At 74.2% G+C, this 25,479-nt stretch carries 19 protein-coding genes; 13 read left to right on the top strand and 6 right to left on the bottom strand.

The features are described 5' to 3' along the window. Window positions 1–43: 43 nt before the first annotated feature. On the bottom strand, window positions 44–739 hold the full coding sequence (locus tag AB0C35_RS08870) for an ACT domain-containing protein (protein ID WP_358452203.1): 696 nt from the start codon (window positions 737–739) through the stop codon (window positions 44–46). A gap of 195 nt (window positions 740–934) precedes the next feature. Between AB0C35_RS08870 and grpE the strand changes: the two genes are divergently transcribed. From grpE to AB0C35_RS08830, 8 genes are all read left to right on the top strand, one after another. Next, entirely contained in the window at window positions 935–1,762 is an 828-nt protein-coding gene (gene grpE / locus AB0C35_RS08865) for a nucleotide exchange factor GrpE (protein WP_358452202.1), read from the top strand. A gap of 7 nt (window positions 1,763–1,769) precedes the next feature. Beyond that, window positions 1,770–3,353 carry an Hsp70 family protein gene (locus AB0C35_RS08860; protein WP_358452200.1) on the top strand — a complete coding sequence of 528 codons (1,584 nt, stop codon included), beginning with the start codon at window positions 1,770–1,772 and terminating at the stop codon, window positions 3,351–3,353. A gap of 12 nt (window positions 3,354–3,365) precedes the next feature. Next, a complete protein-coding gene (locus AB0C35_RS08855) occupies window positions 3,366–6,077 on the top strand; it encodes a hypothetical protein (protein WP_358452198.1) in 2,712 nt (903 codons plus the stop codon). Beyond that, a complete protein-coding gene (locus AB0C35_RS08850) occupies window positions 6,077–7,375 on the top strand; it encodes a hypothetical protein (RefSeq protein ID WP_358452196.1) in 1,299 nt (432 codons plus the stop codon). The genes AB0C35_RS08855 and AB0C35_RS08850 overlap by 1 nt, the downstream gene beginning before the upstream one ends. 2 nt (window positions 7,376–7,377) lie before the next feature. Continuing rightward, window positions 7,378–9,621, top strand: a complete 2,244-nt coding sequence (locus tag AB0C35_RS08845; protein ID WP_358452194.1) for a hypothetical protein — start codon at window positions 7,378–7,380, stop codon at window positions 9,619–9,621. Between the two features lie 4 nt (window positions 9,622–9,625). Continuing rightward, window positions 9,626–11,350, top strand: coding sequence for a hypothetical protein (locus AB0C35_RS08840; RefSeq protein ID WP_358452192.1), 1,725 nt, complete (start codon window positions 9,626–9,628; stop codon window positions 11,348–11,350). A 111-nt stretch (window positions 11,351–11,461) separates the two neighbouring features. Then, complete coding sequence (locus AB0C35_RS08835; protein WP_358452190.1) at window positions 11,462–12,847, top strand: multidrug effflux MFS transporter; 1,386 nt, start codon at window positions 11,462–11,464, stop codon at window positions 12,845–12,847. 65 nt (window positions 12,848–12,912) lie between these two features. Next, window positions 12,913–13,281, top strand: a complete 369-nt coding sequence (locus AB0C35_RS08830; RefSeq protein WP_358452431.1) for an LLM class flavin-dependent oxidoreductase — start codon at window positions 12,913–12,915, stop codon at window positions 13,279–13,281. 360 nt (window positions 13,282–13,641) lie between these two features. Here AB0C35_RS08830 and AB0C35_RS08825 read toward each other — a convergent pair whose 3' ends face one another. Next, complete coding sequence (locus AB0C35_RS08825) at window positions 13,642–14,286, bottom strand: TetR/AcrR family transcriptional regulator (protein WP_358452188.1); 645 nt, start codon at window positions 14,284–14,286, stop codon at window positions 13,642–13,644. A gap of 122 nt (window positions 14,287–14,408) precedes the next feature. Between AB0C35_RS08825 and AB0C35_RS08820 the strand changes: the two genes are divergently transcribed. The 4 genes from AB0C35_RS08820 (at window position 14,409) to AB0C35_RS08805 (ending at window position 19,694) form a co-directional block, all read left to right on the top strand. Then, window positions 14,409–15,389: a phosphotriesterase-related protein gene (locus AB0C35_RS08820; RefSeq protein WP_358452186.1), complete on the top strand. Its 981-nt coding sequence runs from the start codon at window positions 14,409–14,411 to the stop codon at window positions 15,387–15,389. A gap of 132 nt (window positions 15,390–15,521) precedes the next feature. Beyond that, window positions 15,522–16,610: a trypsin-like peptidase domain-containing protein gene (locus AB0C35_RS08815; protein ID WP_358452184.1), complete on the top strand. Its 1,089-nt coding sequence runs from the start codon at window positions 15,522–15,524 to the stop codon at window positions 16,608–16,610. A gap of 122 nt (window positions 16,611–16,732) precedes the next feature. Continuing rightward, a complete protein-coding gene (locus AB0C35_RS08810) occupies window positions 16,733–19,015 on the top strand; it encodes an FdhF/YdeP family oxidoreductase (RefSeq protein WP_358452182.1) in 2,283 nt (760 codons plus the stop codon). A 61-nt stretch (window positions 19,016–19,076) separates the two neighbouring features. Continuing rightward, entirely contained in the window at window positions 19,077–19,694 is a 618-nt protein-coding gene (locus AB0C35_RS08805) for a PadR family transcriptional regulator (protein WP_358452180.1), read from the top strand. Here AB0C35_RS08805 and AB0C35_RS08800 read toward each other — a convergent pair. The 4 genes from AB0C35_RS08800 to AB0C35_RS08785 form a co-directional block, all read right to left on the bottom strand. Further along, complete coding sequence (locus AB0C35_RS08800; RefSeq protein WP_358452178.1) at window positions 19,691–21,928, bottom strand: xanthine dehydrogenase family protein molybdopterin-binding subunit; 2,238 nt, start codon at window positions 21,926–21,928, stop codon at window positions 19,691–19,693. The genes AB0C35_RS08805 and AB0C35_RS08800 overlap by 4 nt on opposite strands. Beyond that, window positions 21,925–22,797: a xanthine dehydrogenase family protein subunit M gene (locus AB0C35_RS08795; RefSeq protein WP_358452176.1), complete on the bottom strand. Its 873-nt coding sequence runs from the start codon at window positions 22,795–22,797 to the stop codon at window positions 21,925–21,927. The genes AB0C35_RS08800 and AB0C35_RS08795 overlap by 4 nt, the downstream gene beginning before the upstream one ends. Then, window positions 22,794–23,288 (bottom strand): (2Fe-2S)-binding protein, encoded by a 495-nt coding sequence (locus tag AB0C35_RS08790; RefSeq protein WP_358452174.1) that lies wholly within the window; start codon window positions 23,286–23,288, stop codon window positions 22,794–22,796. The genes AB0C35_RS08795 and AB0C35_RS08790 overlap by 4 nt, the downstream gene beginning before the upstream one ends. Window positions 23,289–23,363: 75 nt before the next feature. After that, on the bottom strand, window positions 23,364–24,368 hold the full coding sequence (locus AB0C35_RS08785; protein WP_358452172.1) for an asparaginase: 1,005 nt from the start codon (window positions 24,366–24,368) through the stop codon (window positions 23,364–23,366). A 145-nt stretch (window positions 24,369–24,513) separates the two neighbouring features. On the opposite strand from AB0C35_RS08785, the gene AB0C35_RS08780 reads away from it, so the two are divergent. Then, window positions 24,514–25,479, top strand: a complete 966-nt coding sequence (locus tag AB0C35_RS08780) for an MBL fold metallo-hydrolase (protein ID WP_358452170.1) — start codon at window positions 24,514–24,516, stop codon at window positions 25,477–25,479.

Here is a 25,479-nt window from a genome sequence, read left to right as displayed (position 1 = left end):
TCTGAACCTGCGACTCTAGAACCGGGTGCCCCGCAAGGCCAGGTCAGACGACGGACCGTCCGGCGCGGTCACCGGCCAGGACGATGTCGGCCGCGCCCGCGAGCTGCTCCAGCCGCGACACCTCCGTCCAGTGGAACGGCGGTGCCCCCGTCCGGGCGGCGACCAGCGCGACCCGGCCCCTGAGCAGCGGGGAGATCGCGTAGTGCACGCCGTCTGGCGCCGTGAACGCGCGCGGGCGGAGCGGCAGGAGCCCCGGCAGGGCGGTGCCGGTCACGCCGCCCAGGCCGCCGGCGCCGGGCATGCCGCCGGTGCCGGTCATGCCGCCGGCGCTGACGTGCGCGAGCACCGCCTCCCCCGCCTCGTCGCCCGCCGGCTCGGCGAGCCCCGCCCAGTCGGCGCTCAGGATGGCCGGGACGGCGTCCGCGAGGATCTCGGCGCCGCGCGCCGGGTCGGCCGCGACCTGCCCGATCACGGCGGCGTCCGGGCAGGAGCCCTGCGGCTCGGCCGTCGGCCACACCCCGGCGACCTCCACCCCGGGCACCGAGCCGAGCCCCTCGACCAGCCGCTCCACGCCCGCCCCGGCGGGCCACACGACCGTGAAGTCGTCCATCGCCCGCCCGTTGCCGCGCTCCAGCACCGCCATCTGGACGACGTCGGCGCCCGCGGCGCCCAGCGTGCGGGCCACCTGCCCCAGCGATCCGGGACGGTCGGGCAGCCGGATGCGTATCCGCAACAACATCGCCACCTCCAGTTCCCCCGTGTGATGCCACCACCTTCGGCGATGGCTGTTTCCATCGTGTTACCCGCGGGTGTCGACGCGAGAAAACGCCGCCGTTGCCGGTGCTGGAATGGCGGGTACAGGTCAAACTAGAGTCCAGTGAAGGTCATCAGCAGGCCTATCGCGTCACGCCTCCCAGCATTAAGGTAACTCCACGTGTCGAGGGACGGGGACCCCCCAGTCAACGAGCATTCCGGAGCCGGGGCCGAGCCGGGGCCCGCCGGGGACGATCCGGCGCCCGGCATCGAGCCGCCCGGCACCGAGCGGCCCGGCACGGAGCCGCCCGGCACGGAGGCGTTCCGCGCCGACGTCAGGGACGCCCTGGCCGGGCTCGCCGCGCGGCTCGACCGCGAGCATGAGCGCGCCGCGCACCGCGAGGCCGTCATCGACCGGCTGCACGAGGAGAACCAGCGGCTGCGGCGCGGGGAGCTGCAGGCGATGCTGGAGCCGGTCCGCGCCGCGCTGTACAAGCTGCACGACCAGGCGCGCCGTGAGTCCGACCGGCTCTCCGCCCCGGACCTGACCGACCCGCCGGACCCCCTGCGGACGTCGCTGCTGCTGGGGGCGATGGCCGACGACGTCGCCGACGCGCTGGCGCGGCTCGGCGTGGAGAGGTTCACGGTGGAGCCGGGCGCCCCCTACGACGCGTCCCGGCACCGGCCGGTCGCGGTCACGCCCGTCGACGACCCGATGCGGGACGGCACCGTGACGACCGTCCAGTCCGACGGATTCGAGCAGAGCGGGAAGGTGCTGCGCAAGGCGACCGTCAGCGTCGGCAAGCACAGCGTGGACAAGCACGGCGTCGGCGACCACGGGGCCGGTGAACGGGGCGGCACCGCCGGCGACGGCACGGAAGACATGGCGGGCAAAGCCCCCGAGACCGGATCGAACGGGGCCGGTGACACGGTCGGGGCCGGCTCAAACCGCCTGCGCGGGACGGGGCGCGGCGAGACGATGAACAGCGGACTCGGTACCGATAGGTGAGAGGGACATGGCTGTCTACGGGATCGACCTCGGAACCACGTACTCCTGCATTGCCTCCATCGACGATGTCGGGCGGCCTGCGGTCCTGCGCAACCTGGAGGGCACCGACACCACCCCGTCCGTCGTCTACTTCGAGAGCGGCGAGAACGTCATCGTCGGCGCCACCGCGAAGGACACCGCGGTCCTGGAGCCCGACAACGTCGTCAGCCTGATCAAACGGGACATGGGCCGGGACGTGGCGCGTCCCATCCACGGGATCGACTTCACCCCCGAGGAGCTGTCGGCGTTCATCCTGCTGAAGCTCGCGACGGACGCGCGCACCACGACGGGCGAGGAGGCCCGCGACGTGGTCATCACGGTCCCCGCCTACTTCGGCGCGGCCGAGCGGGACGCGACCCGCAAGGCGGGGCGGATCGCCGGGCTGAACGTCATCGACATCGTGTCCGAGCCGATCGCCGCCGCGATCACCTACGGCGTCCTGAACCCCGAGCAGGACAGGACGATCCTGGTGTACGACCTGGGCGGCGGCACGTTCGACACCACCGTCATCTCGCTGCGCGGCGGGCACATCGAGGTGGTGTGCACCGACGGCGACCACGAGCTCGGCGGCGCCGACTGGGACGCGCGGCTGGTCGAGCACCTGGCCGAGCGGTTCCGCGCCGAGCACCCGGACGCGGGCGACCCGCTCGACGACAAGCAGACCGAGCAGCAGCTCCGCCGCGACGCCGAGGACGCCAAGAAGGCGCTCACCACCCGCACCGCCCACACCGTCCGCGTGATGCACGCCGGGCGGGTCGCGTCGGTCGAGGTGACGCGGGAGAAGCTGGAGGAGCTGACCAAGGACCTCCTCGACCGCACCGTCGAGATCACCGGCCGGACCTTGGCGACCGCCGCCGACAAGAACGTCGACGACTACGACGACCTCGTCCTCGTCGGCGGGTCCACGAAGATGCCGGTCGTCGCGGCGCGGCTGGAGACCGAGCTGGGCCTCGCGCCCCGCCTGCAGGACCCCGACCTCGCGGTCGCCAAGGGCGCGGCGCTGTACGCGTTCGAGGAGACCTACCGGCGGCTCGTCCGGGAGGGCGCCGAGGAGCGCGCCGAGGAGATGGCGAGCCGGGCGGGCCTGTCCGCCGAGCAGCAGAAGCAGATCGCCGGGCGGCAGATCAAGACGGTCGCCTCGCACGCGTTCGGGATCGTGGTGGTCGACCGGGAGACCGGCGCCGAGAACGTCGCGCATCTCGTGCACGCCAACGACGAGCTGCCCGCCTCCAAGACCGAGGACTTCTTCACCGTCTACGACGACCAGACGTCCGCCGACGTCCGGGTGATGGAGCAGGCCGGGGTCGTGGAGTCCGCCGACCTGATCGACAACACCGAGATCGCCACCGGGGAGATCCGCGTCCCGCCCGGCAAGAAGGCGGGCTGGCCGATCGGCGTCACGTTCGCGCTCGACTCGTCCGGCCTGCTGAACGTCACGGCGGTGGAGAAGGAGACCGGCGAGCGGCTGGAGCTGAAGGTGGACGTCGGCGGCATGTCCGAGGAGGAGGTCGAGCGCTCCCGGAAGGCCCTCTCCCGGGTCCAGGTCAGCTAGCTGGAGGCGCCCGTGGCGTTCGACGACGACTACCGGCGGGAGGTGCTGGAGCCCGCGCGGGCGGCGGGCGACCAGCCCCCCGAGGATCTGCGCGTCCGGTACGCCCTGGCCGATCCACCGTTCTCCAGCCCCCACCCACCGCCATTCGACGGACGAGCTCTGCTCGACGGCCCGGCGGTCGCGGCGCGGGTCAAGGAGGTCCGGCAGTGCTGGCGGCGGGCCCGCGGGCAGCTGAAGTACCGCAAGCTGATCGACCGGCTGGAGGCCGAGCACCGGGAGCTGACGCCGCTGTTCACCGCCGCCGAACGCGGCGACCTGCGGCCGCTGGAGGCGCGGCTGCGCGGCGGGCGCGAACGCGGCGAGCGGCGCCGCGCGCAGGCGCGCGCCCGGCTCGCCGACGCGGCCGGGACGCTGAAGATGGCGACGCCCGCCGAGGTCGAGGGCATCGCCCGCACCGCCGGCGTGGCGCGCGCCGAGCTGGAGGGCCTCGCCGCCGGCGACCGCATCGACATCCGCGAGCCCGACCAGCTGCCGTCCGCCGCGCCGTACCCGGCGTACCGGAAGGTCCAGGAGTCGCTGGACGTCCTCGGCAAGCGGCACCTGGCCGACTTCCTGTTCGGGGCCCGGCTGACCGGCCCGGTGCGGCTGCTGGACGGGTTCGCCGCGCCGGGCGGGAACCTGCGGCTCGACCAGGACACGGTCGCGGCGGCGGGCGCCGAATGGGCGCGCCGCAGCCGCGACACCAGCACCACGCACGCCGACACGATCCTCGCCGCGCTGCGGTCGGGGGCCGAGCTGCCCGAGCTGGTGCTCTACGACGTGGTGGAGAGGCTCCGCGAGCGGCTGCGGCAGCGGGCGTCGGAGCGGGCGCTGCTGCGGTACGCGGTGGAGGACCTCGGCATCGAGCAGGGCGACGCCCGCCGCATGGTGTTCGCCGTCGTCCGGGAGACCGGGCCGGGCGGGGGCCTCGCGGGGCGGCTGCGCGCGCTGCTGGACGCGGGCGAGGTGTTCGCGGCGGCGGAGCTGGCGGACGCCGCGGGCGTCCCGCCGGCCTCCGGCGCCCCCCGGACTTCCGCGGACGCCGAGCCGCCGGAGGAGGAGGTCCTCGCCGCCGAGGCCAGGCACCGTCTCGACACCGCGCTGCGCCTCCGCGAGAGCGCCGCCGCCGACCCCGACCCCGACCGCGCCCACCGGCTCCTCGCCGACGCGCTCCGCCTCGTCCGCGACCTCCCCGGGGCCGCCGCCCACCAGCGCCGGCTGCCCCCGCGCCCCGTCCCCTCACTGCGCGCGGACGTGGACGTCCCCCCGGCGGGAGACGGGCCCGCCGACGGCGGACGCCGTGGCGGGGCGTCGGTGCGGCTGTCGTGGGAGGCGTCGCCGTCCACGAGTGGGGACATCGCGTACCAGATCGTGCGGCGCGTGGAGCGGCCGCCGCGCGATGTCAGGGATGGGACGTCCCTCGGCGGGGCGCTCGACGAGCGGCCGCCCGTGAACGTCCCGGTGTACTACGGCGTGGTCGCGGTCCGCGGCGAGGCGGCCTCCGCGCCGGCCGTCGCGGGGCCGCTGGTGGTACGGCCCGATCCCGGTGACGTCGAGCTGCTGGCCGGGGACGGCCAGGTGACGGGGCGGTGGCGCTGCCCCGCAGAGGCGGCGCGGGTCGTCGTCGTCCGCGACGGGCGCACCGTCCCGGCGGGCCGCGACGGGTTCCGCGAACACGTCCCGAACGGGCGGACGCACCACTACCGGATCTGCGCCGTGTACCTCGACTCGTCCGGCCGGGAGGTCGTGACGGGCGGGGTGCGGGCGTCGGCCACGCCGAGCGCGCCGCCCGAGCCGGTGTACGAGCTGTCCGCCGTGACCGACGCGTCCGACCCGGGACTCGTCCGGGCCCGGTTCGACCCGCCCGGCAGCGGGACCGTCGAGCTCGTGCTGTCGGAGGGGCCGCCGCCGTGGCCGCGCAGCGCGCTCGTCCCGCTGGAGGAGGTCCGGCGCGAGACGCGGCGGCTGGCGTGCACGCCGGTCCCCGGCGGTCTCGCGGCGCGGCCCGGCTCCAGCGGGTGGCTGCTCGCGGTGACCGTCGCGGAGGGAACCGCCGCGATCGGCGCCTACCACCGGCACGTGAACCTGCCGCCGCCGCGCCGGCTGGTCGCCGAGCGGCGCGGCGACTACGTGCACGTCGGGTTCGACTGGCCGGCGGACGTCGCGGAGGTCGACCTCGTGTACCGGATCGGCGCCGGGCCGCGGCAGCTCGCCGAGCCGCCCGTCGGCGAGGCGGTGACCCGCGCCGCCTACGACACGCAGGGCGGGATCCGGCTGCCCGTCCCCGAGGACGAGCCCGTCGAGCTGTCGGTCGCGGCGGCCGGGACCGTCGGCGGCTCCCGGGTGACCGGGCCGCCGGTCACCGCCGAGGTCGCGGCCCGCACGATCGTCCGCTACGACGTGCTGCGGTCGGGTCCGCCGTGGCGGCGGTCGCTGACCGTCCGGTTCACCTCGTCCCGCCCGCTGCGGGTGGCGCGGCTGTCGCTGGTGCTGCGCGCCGGGCGGGTCATGCCGCACCGGCCCGCCGACGGGGAGACGCTCGGCCGGTGGGAGCAGGTGCCCGTGCCGGGCGAGCTGTCGATGGCGGCGCCGGACGTGTCCGGGCCGTACTGGCTGCGCTGCTTCGCCGACGACGGCGCCGTCGAGCTGAGCGACCCCCCTGTCCGCCGGCTGCGGGTCCAGTGATGGCGAGGCCGCTCGCCCGGGCGGGGATCCCCGGTGTGCCGTCCCGGCCGCGCATGTTCAAGCAGGGCGTGTTCAGGCAGGGCGTGTTCAGGCAGGGCGCGTCCAGGCAGGGCGTCACCTGCCCGTACTGCTTCGCGTCCGTCGCGCCGCAGCGGATCCTGTTCCGGTGCCGGGGGCAGGCCGGGCGGCGGCGGGGCTGCGCGCCGGTCCTGGACGAGGAGCTCGCCGCGTACACGGGGTCGACGGCGGGCGCGTCGCTGCCGCCGGTGTTCTCCGCGTCCGGGCGCGGGGGCCGCGCCGACTGCCCGGACTGCGGGCTCCCGACCGGCAACCGGGCCTGCCCGGAGTGCCACAACCCGCTCCCGTCCGCGTACTGCGACTCCCCCGGCCGGATCGTCGCACTCGTCGGGGCGAAGAACGCGGGCAAGAGCACCTACATCGCCGTCCTGCTGCACGAGCTGATGAACCGCGTCGGGACGGAGCTGGACGCGTCGCTGGTGGCGTGCGACGACCGCACGATCGAGCGGTACAAGCGCGACTTCGCGCGCCCGCTGCTGGAGGAGCGGCGGCTGCTGCCGACGACGGCCAGCGCCGCGACCGGTCCCCGCGAGCCGCTGGTGTACCTGCTCACCCGGACGCGGCGGGGGCGTTTCTCGCGCCCCCGCAACGACTCGCTCGCGCTGGTGCTGTTCGATACCGCGGGCGAGGACCTGCGCAGCCGCGAGGTCACCGACCTGCACCTGCGGTACCTGGAGGCGGCCGACGCGGTCATCTTCCTGGTCGATCCGCTGGAGCTGCCCGGTGCCCGGTCCGGCGTGCGCGACGCCGTCCCGGGGCCGCGCGCGGCCGGGGAGGACCCCGACAGCGAGCCGCTGAACATCATCGCCCGCGTCACCGACACGCTCCGCCGGCGGCACGGCACCCGGCCGGGCGAGCCGCTGCCCGTCCCCGTCGCGGTCGCGCTCACCAAGATCGACGTGCTGCGGCCGGCGCTGCTGGAGCAGTCGGCGCTGCACCGGTCCCGGTCCGGCCAGGGCGTCCTGGACCTGGACGACAGGGACGCGGTGAACGAGCAGGTCCGGGCGCTTCTGCACGAGTGGCAGGCGGGCCAGCTCGACACCTATCTCGGGCAGCAGTACGCCGACCACGGGCTGTTCGGCCTGTCGGCGCTCGGCGCCGTCCCGGACGGGGAGCGCGTCGGCGCGGGCGGTGTCCGGCCGTACCGGGCCGAAGACCCGCTGCTTTGGCTGCTCTACCGGTTCGGGATGCTCGACGGCGTCCGTCCCGGAGGGCCGTAGCCGTGGCCTGGCAGCTGCACTACACCTCCGCGCGGCGCGGCCCCACCGGCCGGGCGGGTTTCCAGTTCGTCGCGGAGACGCCCGGGCTGCCCGACGGTGTCCGGGCGGGCGTGACGCCGTACCTGTCGTACCGCCCGCCGCCGGACGCGCCGCCGTCGCCCGACGACTCCGAGCTGGCCCGGTTCCCCGTGTCGCTCCTGTACGACCGGGTGGACGGCCGTCCGCTGCTGCTGCGCTGCAGCTACCTCGGCCGCGACTATTCGGGACGCTACGGCAACTTCTTCGGGCACGCCGTGGTGGCCGAGCCGGACGAGCTGGAGGGGGTGCGGCCCGCCGAACTCTGGAACGCGCCGCACTGGACGCACCGCCCGGCGCCGGAGACGCCGGTCCTGGAGGCCCTGGACGAGCTGACCCCCGGAGCGGCGCTCGACCCCGAGGCGCTCGCCGCGTGGCTCGCCGTCTCCGGCCCGGGCGACCCGTACGCGCTGCTCGGCCATCTCGTGGACGCCGTCGCGGGCGTCCTCGGCCGGGGCCATGGGCGGGTCGTGCTCGTCGCCGACGACGTCGAGCTGATCGCCCGCTGGATCGCGGTCGTGTCGTACTCGCTGCCGGTCGCGGCGGCGGCGCGCCTGTCGTTCGTCACCTACACCGCCGACCCGGACGGCGCGGCGCAGCGCCTCGTCGGCACGACCCCCGCGATCTGGGCCGGCGCGCAGCACCACGCCTCGCACGCCTCCGCGTTCGACCTCCGCAAGGGCGTCCCGGACGGGGCGGCGAGCCGGTTCGCGCGGACCGTCGCCGGCTGCTGGCGCGGCCCGGACTTCGCCGGCCTCGACGCCCTCGCCGAGCTGGCGCCGCTGAACGATCCCGCGCAGGAGGCCGCCGCCGCGCTGCTGGCGCTCTGCCGGGGCGACGCGACCGTCACGGCGGCGGAGGAGGGCGCGGCGGCGGAGCTGCTGTCGCGGCGCGGGTCCGGGATCCCCGAATGGGTGTGGCGCGATCTCGTCCCGGGCGTCCCGTCGATGGGCCTGGACCTGGCGCTCGCCCTGCACGAGCGGGCGCGGGCCGCGGGCGCGGCGGAGGTCGCCCGGCAGTGCTCGCTCCGCGTCACCGAACGGGTGTCGGACGCGCTGGCCGGGGCGTCCGACATCACCGAGGTCGCGGCGGCCGCGGGGATCGCCGGGCGGGCGGGCGTGCGCGTCGATCCCGCGGACGTCGCCGCATCGGCGGCGCGGTGCGCACGGCGCGGCGACGGTGATCTCGGCGCGGCGCTCGGCGCGTGCCCCGCCGAGCTTCGGGACGCCCTGCTGGACGGGGTTCTCGCCGGGCTCGGCGCGGCCGGTGAGCGGGAGCGGGCGGCGCTGCTCACCCCCGGGAACTGCGATCTGCTCTACGCGCACGCCGAACGGTTGCGCGCCGTGCCCTCGGTCGCGTCCTCGGTGCTGGCGTCCGTCGGGCGCCGCCATCCGGGACGCAGGATCCCGGTCACCGGCGAGCTGCTGCGGCTGGACGGCGATCCCGGCGTCGACGCGGCGCTGGGCGAGGTCTGGGCGGAGCCTCCGTCCGCCGGCGAATGCGCCGACCTGCTGGACGCGCACGGCGACGCGGTGGCCGGCCGCCCCGCGCTGGCCGGGCTGCCGTCCCGGACGTTCACGCGGCTCGCGTTCCCCGGCGGCGACGGCCTCACCGAGCCGGCGGCGCTGCGGCTCGCCGAACGGGTCCGCGAGGTCGTACCCGGCGGCCGGGCGGGACGCGACGCGGCCCTCGTCCAGGCGTACGGGAAGGCGATCACCGCCGGCCCGGCCCGCGCCGCGCGGGCGCTGGACGACATCGCGGCCGCGGACGGCGCCACCCCGCAGCTCGCGGGCGAGGCGTTCGTCGGGGCGGCGCGGCGGCTGTGCCGTCGGCCGCCGGCGTTCCGGGCGGAGCTGCTCGCGGCCCTGTCCCCGCCCGCCCGCGCCCGGCTCGGCGAGCGCTGGACCGCCGAGCTGCCGGGACGTGCCCGCGCCGGGCGCGCCCCGCTGCGCGGCGGCGAGGTCGAGCAGCGCAACGAGCTGGTCGAGGTCGTCCTGCGGCTGAAGGCGCGCGGCGTCAGCGAACCCGCCCTGGAGGCATGGGTGCGGTCGGCGGCCACCCGGTGGCTCGCGGCCAAGCAGCTCGACGCCCACCTGGCGCGCAGCCCGCGGCTGCGGGCCGAGCTGCGCGACCTCCTCGGCGACGGCCCGTCCCCGCGCGGGGGGAGGTGAGCCGGTGCATCCCATCCTCGTGCTGCTGCTGATCGCCGTGTGGGGCGCGGCCATGTGGCTCGGGTTCATGTACGTGTTCCCCGTGCTGTTCGCCGCGACGCTCGTCGTCGCCGGGGCCGCCGCCCTGGGCCTGTACTACCTGCACGCGTGCCGGACGCTCGCGCCGTCCACCCTGGAAGGGCCCTCGCCGGTCGCCGAACCGAAGATCGCCTACCGGCACTACCTGCTGGGGCAGGTGTGGCGCGACTGGTGGACGATCAGCCGCACGGTCGTCCCGCAGGTGTACCGGACGGCCAGGGGCATCATCGTCCGCCTGACCCGGCTGCTGCTCGGCGGGTTCTGGGGCTTCTTCGTGTTCCCCGTCTGGCTGGCGCTGTGCGCGGGCATCGTGGCCGCCGCCGTCCCGGCCGGCGTGTTCGTGCTCGCGCTCACCGTCCTGTACGGGCTGGTCGCGGCGGTCGGCCTCGCCGTGTGGCTGGTGTGCGTGCTCGTCCTGGCGGCGGTGGAACGCGTCTTCATGACGTACGGGCGGATCCTGCAGACGTGCCCGCACCCCTTCTGTTACGAGCGGATCGGCCTGCCCGAGTACGAATGCCCGGGATGCGGCGCGCGGCACGCCCGCCTCGCCCCGGGATCGGGCGGCGCGTTCCGTCACGTGTGCCGGTGCGGGGCGCGGCTGCCCACGACCGTCCCGCTCGGACGGTTCCGGCTGGCCGCGTACTGTCCGCACTGCGGCGGACGTCTACCCGAGCGGATCGGGCGGGTCCGCGTGGAGCCGCTGCCGTTCGTCGGCGGCCCGGCCGCCGGCAAGACCACGTTCATGGTCCTCGGCATCCGCGCCCTGCACGCACGCGTCCGCGCCGTCCACGGGCGGCTCGCGTTCGTCGAGCAGCGGCACGCGCAGGCGTACGCGGGCGCGATCCGGGAGTTCCAGCGCGGCGGGCGGCTCGCCAAGACCGGGCCGGAGCTGCCGCTGGCGACCATGGTGGACGTGGAGCTGCCGGGACGCGCACGCCGCATCCTCTACCTGTTCGACCCGGCGGGCGAGCACTACACGGGCGCCACGGAGGTCGAGTCGCTGCGCTACCTGGACCACAGCGAGGCGCTGCTGTTCGTCGTGGACCCGTTCGCCCTCCCCCAGCTGCGCGGATCGCTCACCGGAGACGAGCGGGAGTTCGTCGACCAGTCCGCCGCGTCATCGGAGGAGGATCCCGCCGACACGCTGCAGCGGGTGCTGAACGAGCTGCGTTCGCGTCCCGACCAGGGGCATCAGAAGCGCGTCGCCGTCATCGTCACCAAGACCGACCTGCTGGCCCGCACGGAGATCGGCCGCTGCCTGGACACCGAGGCCGGCCTGCGCGAGTGGCTCGGGAACGTCGGCCTCGGCAACACCGTCCGGACCCTCGACCAGGTCGCGGGCCAGGTGCGGTACTTCGCGTCCGGCCTGGCCACCGAGCCGGCGGACGTCGCCGACCTGCTCGGCTGGGTGACCGGGCTGGCCCCGGCCGGCGGGGCGGCCGGGGCGGACCGCAAGGGCGCCGACGCCGCCCAGGAGCTTCCCGGGACGGCCCCGCTGCGGGCCCCGTGGCCGGTGCGCGGCCGCGGCCCGAGCCGCGTCCCCATCGGGTACCAGGTGGGGCGCTGGGCGGTGCTGTCCGGGCTGTCGGTCCTCACGGTCGCCACCGTGACCGGCGCGGTCGTCGCCGCCGCCGAACGATTCCCGTTCTGAGCGAACTGTGACCGACCCCACTTCCTGACATGGAAGATAACGGGCCGCCATCCGATTGGACCCTCTCAGAGCCTCCTACACCCGCGGCTCTCTTCCGACGGAGAGGCGACCATGACGCAGACGGCCGATCCGGCCGCCGGAACGTCGCACGGCCGTGCGCCGGACCGGCGGCTCTGGCTCGTCGCCATGCTCGGGGCGCTGACGGCCGTGGCGCCGCTGTCGATCGACATGTACCTTCCGGCGCTGCCCACGCTGACCGCCGACCTGTCGACCGGCGCGGTGCAGGCGCAGCTCACGCTGACCGCGTGCGTCGCCGGCCTGGCCGTCGGGCAGGCGGTGGCGGGGCCGCTCAGCGACACGTTCGGACGCCGCCGGCCGCTGCTCGTCGGGGTCGCCGCCTACGCCGTCGCGTCATTGCTGTGCGCCGCCGCGCCGACCGTGGAGACGCTCATCGCGCTGCGGCTGGTGCAGGGCTTCGCCGGGGCCGCCGGGATCGTGATCGCGCGTGCGATCGTCCGCGACCTCTACGACGGCGTGGCCGCCGCCAGGTTCTTCGCGACGCTGATGCTGGTGACCGGGCTGGCGCCGATCCTCGCGCCCGTCTTCGGCGGGCAGCTGCTGCAGTTCATGCCCTGGCCGGGCCTGTTCGCCGTCCTCGCGGGGATCGGCGTGGCGCTGTTCTTCGCCTCGCTGCTCTGGCTGCGGGAGACGCTGCCGCCCGAGCGGCGCGCGACGGGCGGGCTGCGCGTCGCGCTGGGCACGTTCCGGGCGCTCGCGGGCGACCGGACGTTCGCCGGGTACGCGCTGACGATCGGCCTGGCGTTCGCCGCGATGTTCACCTACGTCTCGGGGTCGCCGTTCGTGCTGCAGGACATCTACGGCCTTTCGCCGCAGGCGTTCAGCGTCGCCTTCGGCGTCAACGCCCTCGGGCTCGTGGCCGCCGCGCAGATCGGCGGCCGGCTCGCCGGGCGGGTACCGCTGCGGCGGCTCCTGGGCGTCGGGCTCGGCATCGTCGTGGTGGGCGGACTGGTCCTGCTCGTCGCCGTCCTCGCCGGCGCGGGCCTGTACTGGGTGCTCCCGGCTCTGTTCCTGGTCACCTCCGGGCAGGGGCTCGTCCTGCCGAACACGACCGCGCTGGCGCTGTGGGGCCGGGCGCCCCGGGTGGCGGGCAGCGCGTCGGCGCTGCTCGGCGTCGCGCAGTTCTCGCTGGGCGGGGCCGCCGCGCCGCTGGCGGGGATCGCCGGGCCGGACACCGCCGTCCCGATGGCGGTGTCCATCGCCGTGCTGGCGGTGCTGGCGGCCGCCGTCACGGTGTTCATTGCGAAGCCCTTGGCGTCGGGCGCTGGAGCGCCCTCCTTCGGCGGGCGTCGCGGCGATCGCTGCATCGCTCCGACTCGCCTAGCGGCTCGCTGCGCGATCAGGTTCTCGCAAGCTCGAACCTGGCTTCGCACGCGATCGCGGCGCCTGAGGTCGTTGAGGGCTGAGGACAAGGGCTGAGGAAGTCGTGACCGTTCGCATTGACCCTGGTGTAGGGCGCTGGGCGACCTTTCTTACGGCGGCCGCTGACGTCGCGGATCAAGTTCGGCACCGCGGTGATGACCCTCCCGGGCCGCTCCCCCGCCGTCCTCGCCAAGGAGCTGGCCTCGCTGGACGTGCTCTCGGGCGGGCGGCTGCTGCCCGCGTTCGGGCTCGGGCAGCGCCACGCCGGGGAGCAGCAGGCGTTCGGGGTGCGGCGCGAGGAACGCGCGTCGATCTTCGAGGAGGCGCTGCCGCTGCTGCGCCGGTTCTGGGCCGAGGACGAGGTCACCCACGACGGCCCGCGCTTCCGCTACGAGGCGCTGCGCGTCCTGCCGAAGCCCGCGGCGCGCGGGTTCGACGTGTGGATGGGCGGGACGTCCGAGCCGGAGCTGCGCCGCACTGGACGGTCTTGAATATCGCCGCCCGTTCCTTCCCATCTGCAATGGCGATCAAGTTCTCGCACGCTCGTGGCGGCGGATTCGACGTGTGGAGAGCGTGCATCCGAGACCGCACTCGGCATCCGCAAAGGGATGCCAGCCGCGACGGCAGGATCACTACCAACGGACACGACTTCCTCAGCCGGTCGCCTCAGCCGTCAGTGACCTGAGGCGTCGCGATCGCGTGCGAAGCCAGGTTCGAGCTTGCGAGAACCTGATCGCGCAGCGAGCCGCTAGGCGAGTCGGAGCGATGCAGCGATCGCCGCGACGCCCGCCGAAGGAGGGCGCCCCAGCGCCCGACGCCAAGGGCGACGCAATGAACACGGCGCTGGATCTTCAGACGCGGCGCTGATCCAGGGCGGCCAGGACGAAGCCGGCGACCTCGTCGGCGAGCCGCCCGGCCGTCTTCGGGCCGTCGGCCCGGTACCAGGACGGCATCTGGTTGACCATGCCGAGCGCGACGATCGTGACGGTCTCGGCGGGCGTCGCGTCGCTGAACACCCCGTCCCGCTGCCCCTGCTCGATGAGACCGCGGAACGTCACGTGGTAGCGGCGGCGGTCGGCGCGGACCGAGCGCATCCGGGCGCTGTCCAGGCGGTGCATCTCGCGGGAGAACACCTTCGCCTCGTCGATGTGCTCGGCCGTGCTGCGGATCAGCCCGGCCAGAACGGCACGGACGGACTCGCGCGGCGGCAGCCCGCGCGCCAGCACCTCGCCGAGGTCGGCGAGCTGGCGGTCGATCAGCGAATGGTAGATCTCGTAGAGGAGATCGTCCTTGGAGTCGAAGTAGTGGTAGAGGGCTCCTTTGGTCACCTCGGCGGCCTCCACGATGCCCTGCACGGACGTCCCGTCGAAGCCGCGTTCGGCGAACAGGGTGAGCGCCGCGTCCAGGATCCGCCGCTCGACCGCGCTCACCCGGACGGGCGCCGCCGACCGGGTGACGTCCGCCCCATCGCCGAGCGCCGGTTCGGTATCTGTCACCTGGGCACCTCTCATGTAAGCGGGTATGTACGCGGGCATTGACTCTGCCGTGCCCCGCGCATAGCTTGCCAGAAAACCGACCGGTCGGTATGCAACCCCGCTGCCCTACAGAGGGAGAGCTGATGCCCGCAGTAGAGACCGTCCGCGGCCCCGTCGACGTCGCCGGCCTGGGACGCACGTTCATGCACGAGCACGTCTTCGTCCTCAGCACCGAGAACGTCGAGAACTACGGCGCGGGCGACTGGTGGGACGAGGAGGAGAAGGTCGCCGACGCGGTGGCCAAGCTCCAGGAGCTGGCCGGACGCGGCATCACCACGATCGCCGACCCCACCGTGTGGGGGCTCGGCCGCTACATCCCCCGGATCCAGCGGATCAACGAGCAGGTCCCCGATCTCAACATCATCGTCGCCACGGGCATCTACACCTACCACGACATCCCGTTCCAGTTCCTGCACCGGGGCCCCGGCACGATGCTGGACGAGGGCCCCGACCCGATGATCGCCGACTTCACCCGCGACCTCACCGAGGGCATCGCCGGCACGGGCGTCAAGGCCGCGTTCCTCAAGTGCGCCGTGGACGCCCCCGGCCTCACCTCCGCCGTCGAGCGCATCCTGCGGGCCGTCGCCGCGACGCACCGGGAGACGGGCGCGCCGGTCACCGTGCACACCGAGAGCTCGATCCACGCCGGGCGGACGGTCGTCGACCTGCTCGGCAAGGAGGGCGTGGACCTCACCAAGGTGGTCGTCGGGCACGCCGGCGACAGCAACGACCTCGACTACCTGATGGAGCTGGCCGACACCGGCGCCATCCTCGGGATGGACCGCTTCGGCCTCGACATCATCAACCCGACCGAGAACCGGGTGGCCACGATCGCGTCGCTGTGCGAGCGCGGCTACGCCGACCGGGTCGTGCTCAGCCACGACGCGAGCTGCTTCATCGACTGGTTCGGCCCGGACCCCGCGACGGTGCCCGCGATGCAGCCGAACTGGCACTACCGGCACATCAGCGACGACGTCCTGCCCGCCCTCCGCGACGCGGGCGTCACCGACGCCCAGATCGACCAGATGCTGGTGGAGAACCCCAGGCGCTATTTCACCCGCTGAGGGCTTCCGGCGCGGGACGGCGCCCGTCCCGCGCCGCCCTCCTCGTGCGACCACCTGGTCACGCCTCACCTGATCTACGACTAATCCCCGGAAATCGGGAATCATGGGGGGGAACAGCGAGGAGGCAGCGAGGTGAGCGAGGACACCGTGCGCCGCGGCGCCCGTACCGTGATACCGGTACTCCTGATCACGCTGCTGTCCCTGCTCGCCCCCGGCTGCCGGATCGTGGAGGGCGGCGCGACCACGGACGTCCCGCCGCCCGTCACGGCGACGCCCACCGCCGAGCCCGCCGAGCCCAGCGGCCGGCGCCCGGGCGTCGTCAACATCAAGACCGAGCAGGACCTGAGCGGCACCCGCGCCGCCGGGACCGGCCTCGTGCTCGACCCGTCCGGCCTCGTGCTGACCAACAACCATGTGATCAGGGGCGCCACCAAGATCATGGGCACCGACACCGACAACCGCCGCACCTACACCGCGCAGGTCGTCGGATACGACCGCGCCGGCGACATCGCGGTGATCCGGCTGAAGGGCGCCTCCCGGCTCAAGGCCGCCGCGTTCGCCTCCGCGTCCGGCGTGAACGTCGGCGACACGGTCAGCGCCGTCGGCAACGCGGGCGGCAAGGGCGGCACGCCGAGGGTCGTCACCGGGAAGGTCACCGCCCTGGAGCAGTCCGTCACCGCCCGCGACGACAGCAACGGCACCACCGAGCGCCTCACCGGCCTGATCGAGACGAACGCGCCGATCAAGCCCGGCGACTCGGGCGGCCCGCTGCTGAACACCGCGGGCAAGGTCATCGGCATCAACACCGCCGCGTCCGCCGGTCTCTCGGTGGACGGGGACGAGGAGAAGAAGAACCACCGCGGGTACGCCATCCCGACCGACCGGGCCCTGGACATCGCCCGGCAGATCCAGCGCGGCGAGGCGTCCACCACCGTGCACATCGGCCCGACCGCCCTGCTCGGCGTCAAGGTCCGCTCCAACGCCAACTCCCCGGGCGCCCTCGTCGCCGAGGTCGTCCCCGGTACCCCCGCCGACACCGCGCGCGTCCCCGTCGGCGCCGCCATCGTCACCTTCGACGGCCGCGCCGTCGACTCCCCCACCGCCCTCACGACGCTGATGATGGCCCACCACCCCGGCGACATCGTCCAGATGCAGTGGACCACCGCCCAGGGCGCCCACGTGTCCGCGACCATCCGCTTGACGGAAGGCCCGCCCCAGTAGCGCCGGTGGCATCGGAGCCCGCCGGCATGAAGTGCACTTCCATCGTGCGGATCCGGTCGGGTTCCAGAGGGCGTCCTCATGCGACAGTGGGAGGAACTCAGGCGACTACGAGGATGTGTGCGATGAGCCGCAAGGCGCCCTCCGACGACTTCGACGACACGGGCCTTGAGATCTCGAAGCCGAAGACATGGGCCGCGGGCGTGCCCGGTGTCACGGCCGCGCTGCGCCAGTCGTACGAGCAGATGGGGGTGCGGCGCACCGCGCTGACGCTGCTGCGCGTCAACCAGAAGAAGGGCTTCGACTGCCCCGGATGCGCGTGGCCGGAGGGCGGCCGCCGGCACACGGCCGAGTTCTGCGAGAACGGCGCGAAGGCCGTCGCCGAGGAGGCGACGACGCGGCGGATCACCCGCGAGTTCTTCGCGCGGCACACCGTCGCCGACCTCGCGCAACGCTCGGACCACTGGCTCGGGCAGCAGGGGCGGCTGACCGAGCCGATGCTGAAGCGCGCCGGGTCCGAGCACTACGAGCCGGTGTCGTGGGACGAGGCGTTCGGGCTGCTCGCGTCCGAGCTGAACGCGCTGGAGTCGCCGGACGAGGCGGTCTTCTACACCTCGGGCCGGACCAGCAACGAGGCCGCGTTCGCCTACCAGCTGTTCGTCCGCGCGTTCGGCACGAACAACCTGCCGGACTGCAGCAACATGTGCCACGAGTCCTCCGGGTCGGCGCTGAGCGAGACGATCGGCATCGGCAAGGGCTCGGTGCTGCTGGAGGACCTCTACCGGGCGGACCTGATCTTCGTCGTCGGGCAGAACCCGGGGACGAACCATCCGCGGATGCTGTCGGCGCTGGAACGGGCCAAGAAGGAGGGCGCCCGGATCATCGCCGTCAACCCGCTGCCCGAGGCGGGGCTGATGCGGTTCAAGAACCCGCAGCGTCCGTCCGGGGTGACCGGGCAGGGCACGGTGCTCGCCGACCGGTTCCTGCAGATCCGGCTGAACGGCGACCTGGCCCTGTTCCAGGCGCTCAACCGGCTGCTGCTGGAGTCGGACGCGCCGGACGCCGTCGACCGCGGGTTCCTCGACGCGCACGCCCACGGGTTCGAGGAGTTCGAGAAGCACGTCCTCGCCCTGGACTGGGACGACGTGCTGGAGGCGACCGGGCTGACCCGGGGCGAGATCTCCGCCGCGCTCGGCGACGTCCTCGGCGCGAAGCGGATCATCGTCTGCTGGGCGATGGGCCTGACCCAGCACCGCAACTCGGTGCCGACGATCCGCGAGATCGTCAACTTCCTGCTGCTGCGCGGCAACATCGGCCGTCCGGGTGCGGGCGTCTGCCCGGTGCGCGGCCACTCCAACGTCCAGGGCGACCGGACGATGGGCATCTGGGAGAAGCCGAAGCCGGAGTTCCTGGACGCGCTCGCCGCCGAGTTCGGGTTCGAGCCGCCGCGCGAGCACGGCGTCGACACCGTGGACGCGATCCGCGCCATGCGCGACGGCCGCGCGAAGGTGTTCCTCGGGATGGGCGGCAACTTCGTCCGCGCCACCCCCGACTCGGCCGTCACGGAACGGGCTCTTCGCTGCTGCCGGCTGACCGCGCAGGTGTCCACCAAGCTCAACCGCTCGCACGCCGAGGCCGGCGAGCTGGCGCTGATCCTGCCGACGCTCGGCCGCACCGAACGCGACGAGCAGGAGTCCGGACCGCAGCTGGTGTCCGTCGAGGACTCGATGGGCATGGTGCACGCCTCCCGGGGCCGCCTCGCCCCCGCGTCCGCCGACCTGCTGTCCGAGGTCTCGATCGTCTGCCGTCTCGCGAAGGCGACGCTCCCGGACTCGGACATCGGCTGGGACGCGATGGAACGCGACTACGACGTGATCCGCGACCACATCTCCCGTGTCGTCCCGGGCTTCGCCGACTACAACGCCCGCGTCCGCGAACCCGACGGCTTCACCCTCCCCCACGCGCCCCGCGACGAGCGCAGGTTCCCCACCGCGACCGGCAAGGCCAACCTGACGGTCAACGAACTGGAGGTGCTGCGGGTCCCGGAGGGACGGCTGCTGCTGCAGACCGTCCGGAGCCACGACCAGTACAACACCACCGTCTACGGGCTGGACGACCGCTACCGCGGCATCAAGGCCGGACGCCGCGTCGTGTTCGTCAACCCGGCCGACCTGTCCGCCCTCGGCCTCGACGACGGGGCGATGGTCGACCTGGTCTCCGAATGGTCGGACGGCGTCGAGCGCCGCGCCCCGTCCTTCCGCGTCGTGTCGTACCCGACCGCGCCGGGCTGCGCGGCGGCGTACTTCCCGGAGACCAACGTCCTCGTCCCCCTCGACAGCACCGCGCAGGTGAGCAACACCCCGACCTCCAAATCCATCGTCGTCCGCCTCGAACCGGCACACCCCTGATCCCCTCCGGGCCCGCGTGTGGAAAAGTATGAATCCCCATACGCATCTGGAGACGTAAACGATGTCACTGCGCCATGCGCTGCTCGCGACGCTCACCGCCCAGCCGATGACCGGGTATGAGCTGGTCAAGTACTTCGACGGGAGCGTCGCCTACGTCTGGAGCGCACCGCACAGCCAGATCTATCCGGAACTGCGCCGGATGGAGCGGGACGGGCTGGTCGCCGTCCAGGTCGTGCCGCGCGGCGAGCGTGCCGAGAAGCGGGTCTACTCGATCAACGAGGCGGGCACGGCCGAGCTGCAGCGGTGGGAGCGGGAGCTCACGCCGTACCAGTCCGAGCGGGACCCGTACCGGCTGAAGGCCGCGCATTTCGAGCAGGCGACGTACGAGTCGGCGCGCCACCAGATGCGGGAGCACCTGCACCACTTCACCAGGGCGCTCCAGGGCTGGGAGCGGATGCTGGACGACCTGGACGCGCGCCGGGTGTCGCTGCTGCGCCGTCGGCTGGAGCAGCGGCCCGAGGAGGAGCACGAGGCGATCGTCGCGTTCCGCAGGTTCGCGTTCCGCGGCGAGGTCCTCAAGGCCCGCGCCGAGATCGAGTGGGCGAAGGAGGGCCTCGCCCTGCTGGACGAGCTGGAGGGCAAGGGCGTCCCGCTGCGCGGCGAGAGCGGCCGGGCCTAGCGTCCGGCGTCGCGGAGAAGTGACCGCACGCGGTCGGGGGTGAGCGGAAGGCGGGTGACCTCCAGACCGAGCGCGTCGGCGACGGCGTTGGCGACGGCGGCGGGCGTGGCCACCATCCCCGCCTCCCCGGCCCCCTTCGCGCCCAGCGGGTTGGACTCCGGCGGCCGGTGCTCGACCACGACGACCTCGATCTCGGGCAGCTCGGAGGCGGTCGGCATCCGGTAGTCGCCGAATGTCGTGGACAGCGGCTGCCCCTGTGCGTCGTAGAGGAGCTCCTCCAGAAGGGCGCCGCCGATCCCCTGGGACGCCGCGCCGGCGAGTTGGCCGCGGACCAGGGCCGGATTGACCGCCCGCCCCACATCGTGCATGACGACATGGCGCTGCACCCGTACCCGGCCGGTGGCCCGGTCCACAGTGACCAGGGAGAGCGCGCCGCCGAACGAGAACGTCGGGTGGGGCTTGTCGAAGCGGGCGCGTCCCTCGCCCACCTTGCCCACCGGGAGCGAGGCCCCGCCCGCGCGGACGAGACCCGCTCCGAACTCGACGTCGTCCGGATCGGCGCCCAGCGCTTCGGCCGCCTTGGCGCGCAGGTCGCGGGCGGCGAGCAGGGCGGCGTTCCCCGCGATCGGGGTCGAGCGGCTCGCGAACGCCCCGAAGCCCATGGGGATCTCGTCGGTGTCGGAGAAGTCGACCCGGACGTCCTCCACGCGCACCCGGAGGGCATCCGCGACGATCTGCGCGAACACCGTCTCGGCGCCCTGTCCGAGGGAACCGGTCGCGACGTGGACGGTGAAGCCGCCGGCGCGGTCCGGAACGACCCGGGCCTCCTCGAACGGCCCGATGGCGCCGATCTCGATGTAGGCGGCGAGGCCGATGCCGGCGCACTCGCCGCCCGCGCGGCGCTCGGCCACCTCCCGCCGGAGGCCGTCGTATCCCGCCGCGTCGAGCAGGGCGTCCAGGGCCGCCGGGTAGTCACCGCTCTCGTACGTCAGCCCGGGGACGGCGGAGCCCTCGTCCATCGCGAACGTGAACGGCATCGCCTCGGGCGGGATCAGGTTGCGGCGCCGCAGCTCGGCCGGGTCGGCGCCCACCCGGGCGGCGAGCATGTCGAGCAGCCGCTCGCGGACGAACGTCACCTCCGTCATGCCCGGTCCCCGGTAGGTGCCGACCGGGGTGCGGTTGGTGATGACGCCGGTCGCCTCGACGGCGAACGCCTCCCACCGGTAGGGACCGGCGATCTGCTGGGCGGGCAGCAGTTCGGGCAGGATGCCCTGGGAGCGGACATAGCCGCCGTGGTCGGCGACCGCGCGGTCGCGGAAGGCCAGCAGCCGGCCGTCCGCCGTCGCGGCGATCTCCAGCTCGTGCTCCTGCTCGCGCGCGTGGTTGGTGGCGACGAAGTGCTCGGCGCGGTCCTCCACCCACTTCACCGGCCGGCGCAGCCGCAGGGCGAGGAACGCGACGAGGAAGTCCTCCGGGTAGGTCTCGCCGCGCACGCCGAAGCCGCCGCCGACGTTCACCTCCGCGACCCGGATCCGCTCCGCGTCGATGCCGAGCATCCCGGCGAGCGCCTGCCGCACCGAGTGCTTCACCTTGGCCCCGCCCCACAGCGTCAGGCGGTCCGTGATCTCGTCCACCTCGGCGAGCAGGCCACGGGTCTCCATGGGGACGGCGGTGTGCCGGTGCATCCGGAACCGCTCGCGGACGACGATGTCGGCGGCGGCGAACGCGGCGTCCACGTCGCCGTGGCGGAGCGGGACGGTCCCGACGACGTTCGTGCCCGCCGCGGGGTGGATCGGCTCGGCCGCCTCCGCGTCGGCGATGCCGGTGACCGGGGGCAGCTCGTCCAGGTCGATGTCGACCAGCTCCGCCGCGTCCTCCGCGAGGTAGGGGTCGGTGGCGACGACCGCGGCGATCGGCTCGCCCACGTACCGGACGACCTCCCGCGCGAGGGGCGGCTGCAGGAAGCGGTTCGCCTCGGGCGTCTCGAACAGCGGGAGCCGGATCGGGATCCGCACGTCCGGGAGGTCGTCGGCGGTGAGGACCGCCACGACGCCCGGGTGCGCGGCGGCCTCGGAGACGTCGATCCCGGTGATGCGGGCGTGCGCGACGGGGCTGCGGACGAGGCGGACGTGCACCTCGCCGTCGCGGCGCAGGTCGGCCGCGTACTGCGCGGTGCCGGCGAGGAGCGGCGCGTTCGCGTCCCGGTGCACGTCGCCGCCGATGATCCCGGTCATCCTCTGTCTCCTTCGTTCATGAGCCGCGTCAGGGCCCGCCCGACCAGTGCCGCGACGAGGTCGCGGCGGAACGCCGGCCGGGCGAAGGCGTCCTCGCCCGGCTCGATCCCGTCCGCCGCGAGCCGGGCGGCCGCCGCCACGGTGTCCGGGGTCAGCGCGGCGCCCTCCAGCGACGCCTCGGCGTCGTGCGCCCTGACCGGGACGGGCCCGACGGAGCCGAGCGCGATCCGGACGTGCCGCGCGGAGCCGTCGTCCCCGGGCGCGACGGCGGCGGCCGCCGACGCGAGCGCGAAGTCGCCCGAGCGGGCGGTGAACTCCTCGAACACGCTGCGAAGCCCCGGCGGCGGCGCGGGGAAGCCGATCTCCACCAGCGCCTCCGGCGGTTCGATGACCGTCATGAAGGGGCCGGTGAACAAGTCCGCCGCCGGGACGGTCCGCGTGCCGGTGACCGAGCGCAGCACGAACACCGCGTCCAGCGCGGTCGCCACGACCGGCAGCTCGGCGGCCGGGTCGGCGTGCGCGATGCTGCCGCCGAACGTGCCGCGCACCCTGATCGGGAGGTGCCCGATCTGGGCGGCCGCCTCGCGGATCGCCCGCCACGGCCCGGTCAGCGCGGCGGACCGTTCCAGGTCGGCGTGGCGGACGAGCCCGCCGATCGTGAGCCCGCCGCCGGCCGGTTCGATGCGGTCCAGGCCGGGCAGGCGGCCGATGTCCACCAGGTGCGTCGGCCGGGCGAGCCGGTAGGCGAGCAGCGGCAGCAGGCTCTGCCCGCCCGCGAGGAACTTGGCCTCGTCCCCGGCCTCGGCGACGAGGGCGAGCGCCTCGTCCAGGGTCGCGGCCCGCGCGTAGGCGAACGGCGGCGGTTTCATCGCGCGCTCCCGGCCAGTTCGCGCTGCGCGGCGAGGACGGCCTTCAGGATCGGCACGCCACCGGTGCAGCGGCAGAGGTTGGAGCTGACCACCTCGCGCACCCGCTCGGGGGAGGCGCCGGGTTCGTCGCGCAGCAACCCGGCCGCGAGCATCAGGAAGCCGGGCGTGCAGAATCCGCACTGGAGCGCGCCGCCCTCGTCGAACGCCCGCCGCAGCGCCCGCAGTTCGGGCGCGGCGCCCTCGATCGTCTCGATCCGGGAGCCCGCGGCCTGGACGGCCAGCGTCAGGCACGACCGGACGGGACGGCCGTCCATCAGCACCGTGCAGGCCCCGCAGACCCCGTGCTCGCAGCCGAGCCGCGTGCCGGTGAGCCCGTGGTCGCGCAGCGCGTCGGCCAGGGTCCGCCGCGGCGGGACGCGGACCGCCTCCGCGCCGCCGTTGACGTCCAGCTCGCACGGCACCGTGTCGTCCTCCGCCGTCCATCGCTCCACGTCGCCCACCTCCCGCAGATATATACGTCTGTTTTTAGGTATCAAAATACATAACGCCCTTGTCCGCCGCAACGCCTAGGCGGACAGCCGCTCGATCGCGTCCGCGATCCGCCGGCGGTCCCAGCCGGCGGCGAGAGCGAGCGAGAGCAGGACGCGCGCCTTGTAGGGGTCGAGTGCTCCCCCGCCGATCAGGCCCCTCGACAGCAGGTCGGTCTCGGAGCCGGGGAAGGCGTAGGTGGCGCGCAGTCCTTCCCCCGCCCCCGTCCGGGACGTCAGCACGACCGGCATCGACTCGGTGAGCCGGGCCGCCTCGTCCACCAGGGCGTCCGGCACGTGCCCGGCGCCGAACGCGGCCAGCACGACCCCCGCGTAGCCGAGGCCGGCGAGCCGGGCCAGCACGCGGCCGTCGTCCCCGAGCGCGACGGTCACGAGGGCGACCGGCGGCGGCTCCGCACCGCCGTGCGGGACGAGGCGCACCCGGCGCGCCGGGCGGAGCGGCACCCGGACGCGGTCCTCGGCGATCCAGCCGATCGGCCCCACCCCGGCGCCGCCGAACGCCGACGGCCGTGTCGTGTGCCCCTTGCGCGCGAACCGCGCCGCGTGGATCTCATCGTTCATCACCACCACGGTTCCCACGCCCGCGGCCGCCTCGCTCGCCGCCACCCGCACCGCGGCGAGCAGGTTCGCCGGGCCGTCCGCACCGGGCATGCCCGGGTTGCGCATCGCGCCGGTGACCACGACGGGGCGGTCCGACGCGCACAGCAGGTCCAGGGCGAACGCCGTCTCCTCCAGCGTGTCGGTGCCCTGGACGACGACCACGCCGTCCGCGCCGTCCGCCAGCAGTTCCCCGGCCCGCGCGGCGACCGCCTGGATGTCGCCGAGGCGCAGGTGCGCGCCGGGGACGGGCCGCACGGCGTCGAAGCCGACCTCGGCCACGTCCGCGAGACCGGGCACGCCGTCGATCAGCGAGCGCGCGTTCAGGGCCGGCCGGACGCCGTGCCCCTCTCCCGGCGAGGTCATCGCGATCGTGCCGCCGAGCGCGAGGACGTGGACTCTGCTCCTGGTCCGGACGGTGGTCATCCCGGGCACCTCCTGCGGCCGCGTCCCGGGCCGCCTCTTGACGGCTCCGGTGCTTCTGATTAGCTTTAGGTATCAAGATACATAAAGATGTACATATGAAGGGAGGGCGAAGGTGGTCTGCTGGCCGTTGCCCGTGATCCACGAGATGAGCGAACGACAGGAGGACTTCGTCCCGCCGAACCTCAGCCCGCGCGGCCTGCGGCTGCGCCCCGCCGAACTCGCCGACGGCGTCTACGCGCTGATGGCGAACCGCATCCCCAAGGACAACAACGGGCTGATCGTCGGGGACCGGGCCGCAATGGTGATCGACTCCGGCATCACCCCCGGCGTGGGCCGCTACCTCCAGGAGGTGGTCGCCGAGATCACCGACCGCCCCGTCCGCTACCTGGCCAACACCACCTTCCACGGCGACCACACGTTCGGGAACGCCGCGTTCGGCGACGACGTCACACTCGTCTCGTCCCGGCTCAACAAGGCGTCGATGGCGTCGATCTCGCTGGACGACGAGAAGGAGCTGCGGCTCAGCAGCATGTACGGGGACGACGGCCTGGACGACGTCGTCACCTGGCGGCAGCCCGACCTCGTCTTCGACCGGTTCTGCGAGATCGACCTCGGCGGGCGGGTCGTCCACCTGTGGCACTTCGGGCCCGGCAACGGATCGGGCGACACCGTCGTCCACGTCCCCGACGCGAAGGTCGCCTGGGTCGGCAACTTCCTCCGCCACCACGGCATCCCGCCGATGCTGCTGGCCGGCGACCCCGTCGGCTACGCCCGCTCCGTCCAGGCGCTGAAGTCCACCATCCGCGTCGACACCCTCGTCCCCGGGCACGGCCCGCTCGCCGCCGCCGAACCCGGCATCAGCTGGCACCTGCACTACCTGCACGACGTCGCCGCCTCGGTCGCGCGTCTGCGGGACCAGGGCGCGAGCGTGCAGAAGGTCCTCGACGAGGTGGCGCTGGACGACCCGCTGCCGCTGTCTGACATCGTCCCGGACGCAGAGGCCGGGGAGGCCGGCCGGTTCGCCGCCCTCGTCCGGTCCAACCACCGGCTGAACGTCCTGCTGACCTACCGCTGGCTCGCGGGCACCGCGGCCATCGGCCACGGGGGCTGA

The organism is Spirillospora sp. NPDC048819 (assembly GCF_040650055.1).
Lineage (GTDB): Bacteria > Actinomycetota > Actinomycetes > Streptosporangiales > Streptosporangiaceae > Spirillospora.
The sequence above is the reverse complement of the archived record's forward strand: the minus strand, read 5'-3'. Positions and strand labels throughout refer to the sequence as shown.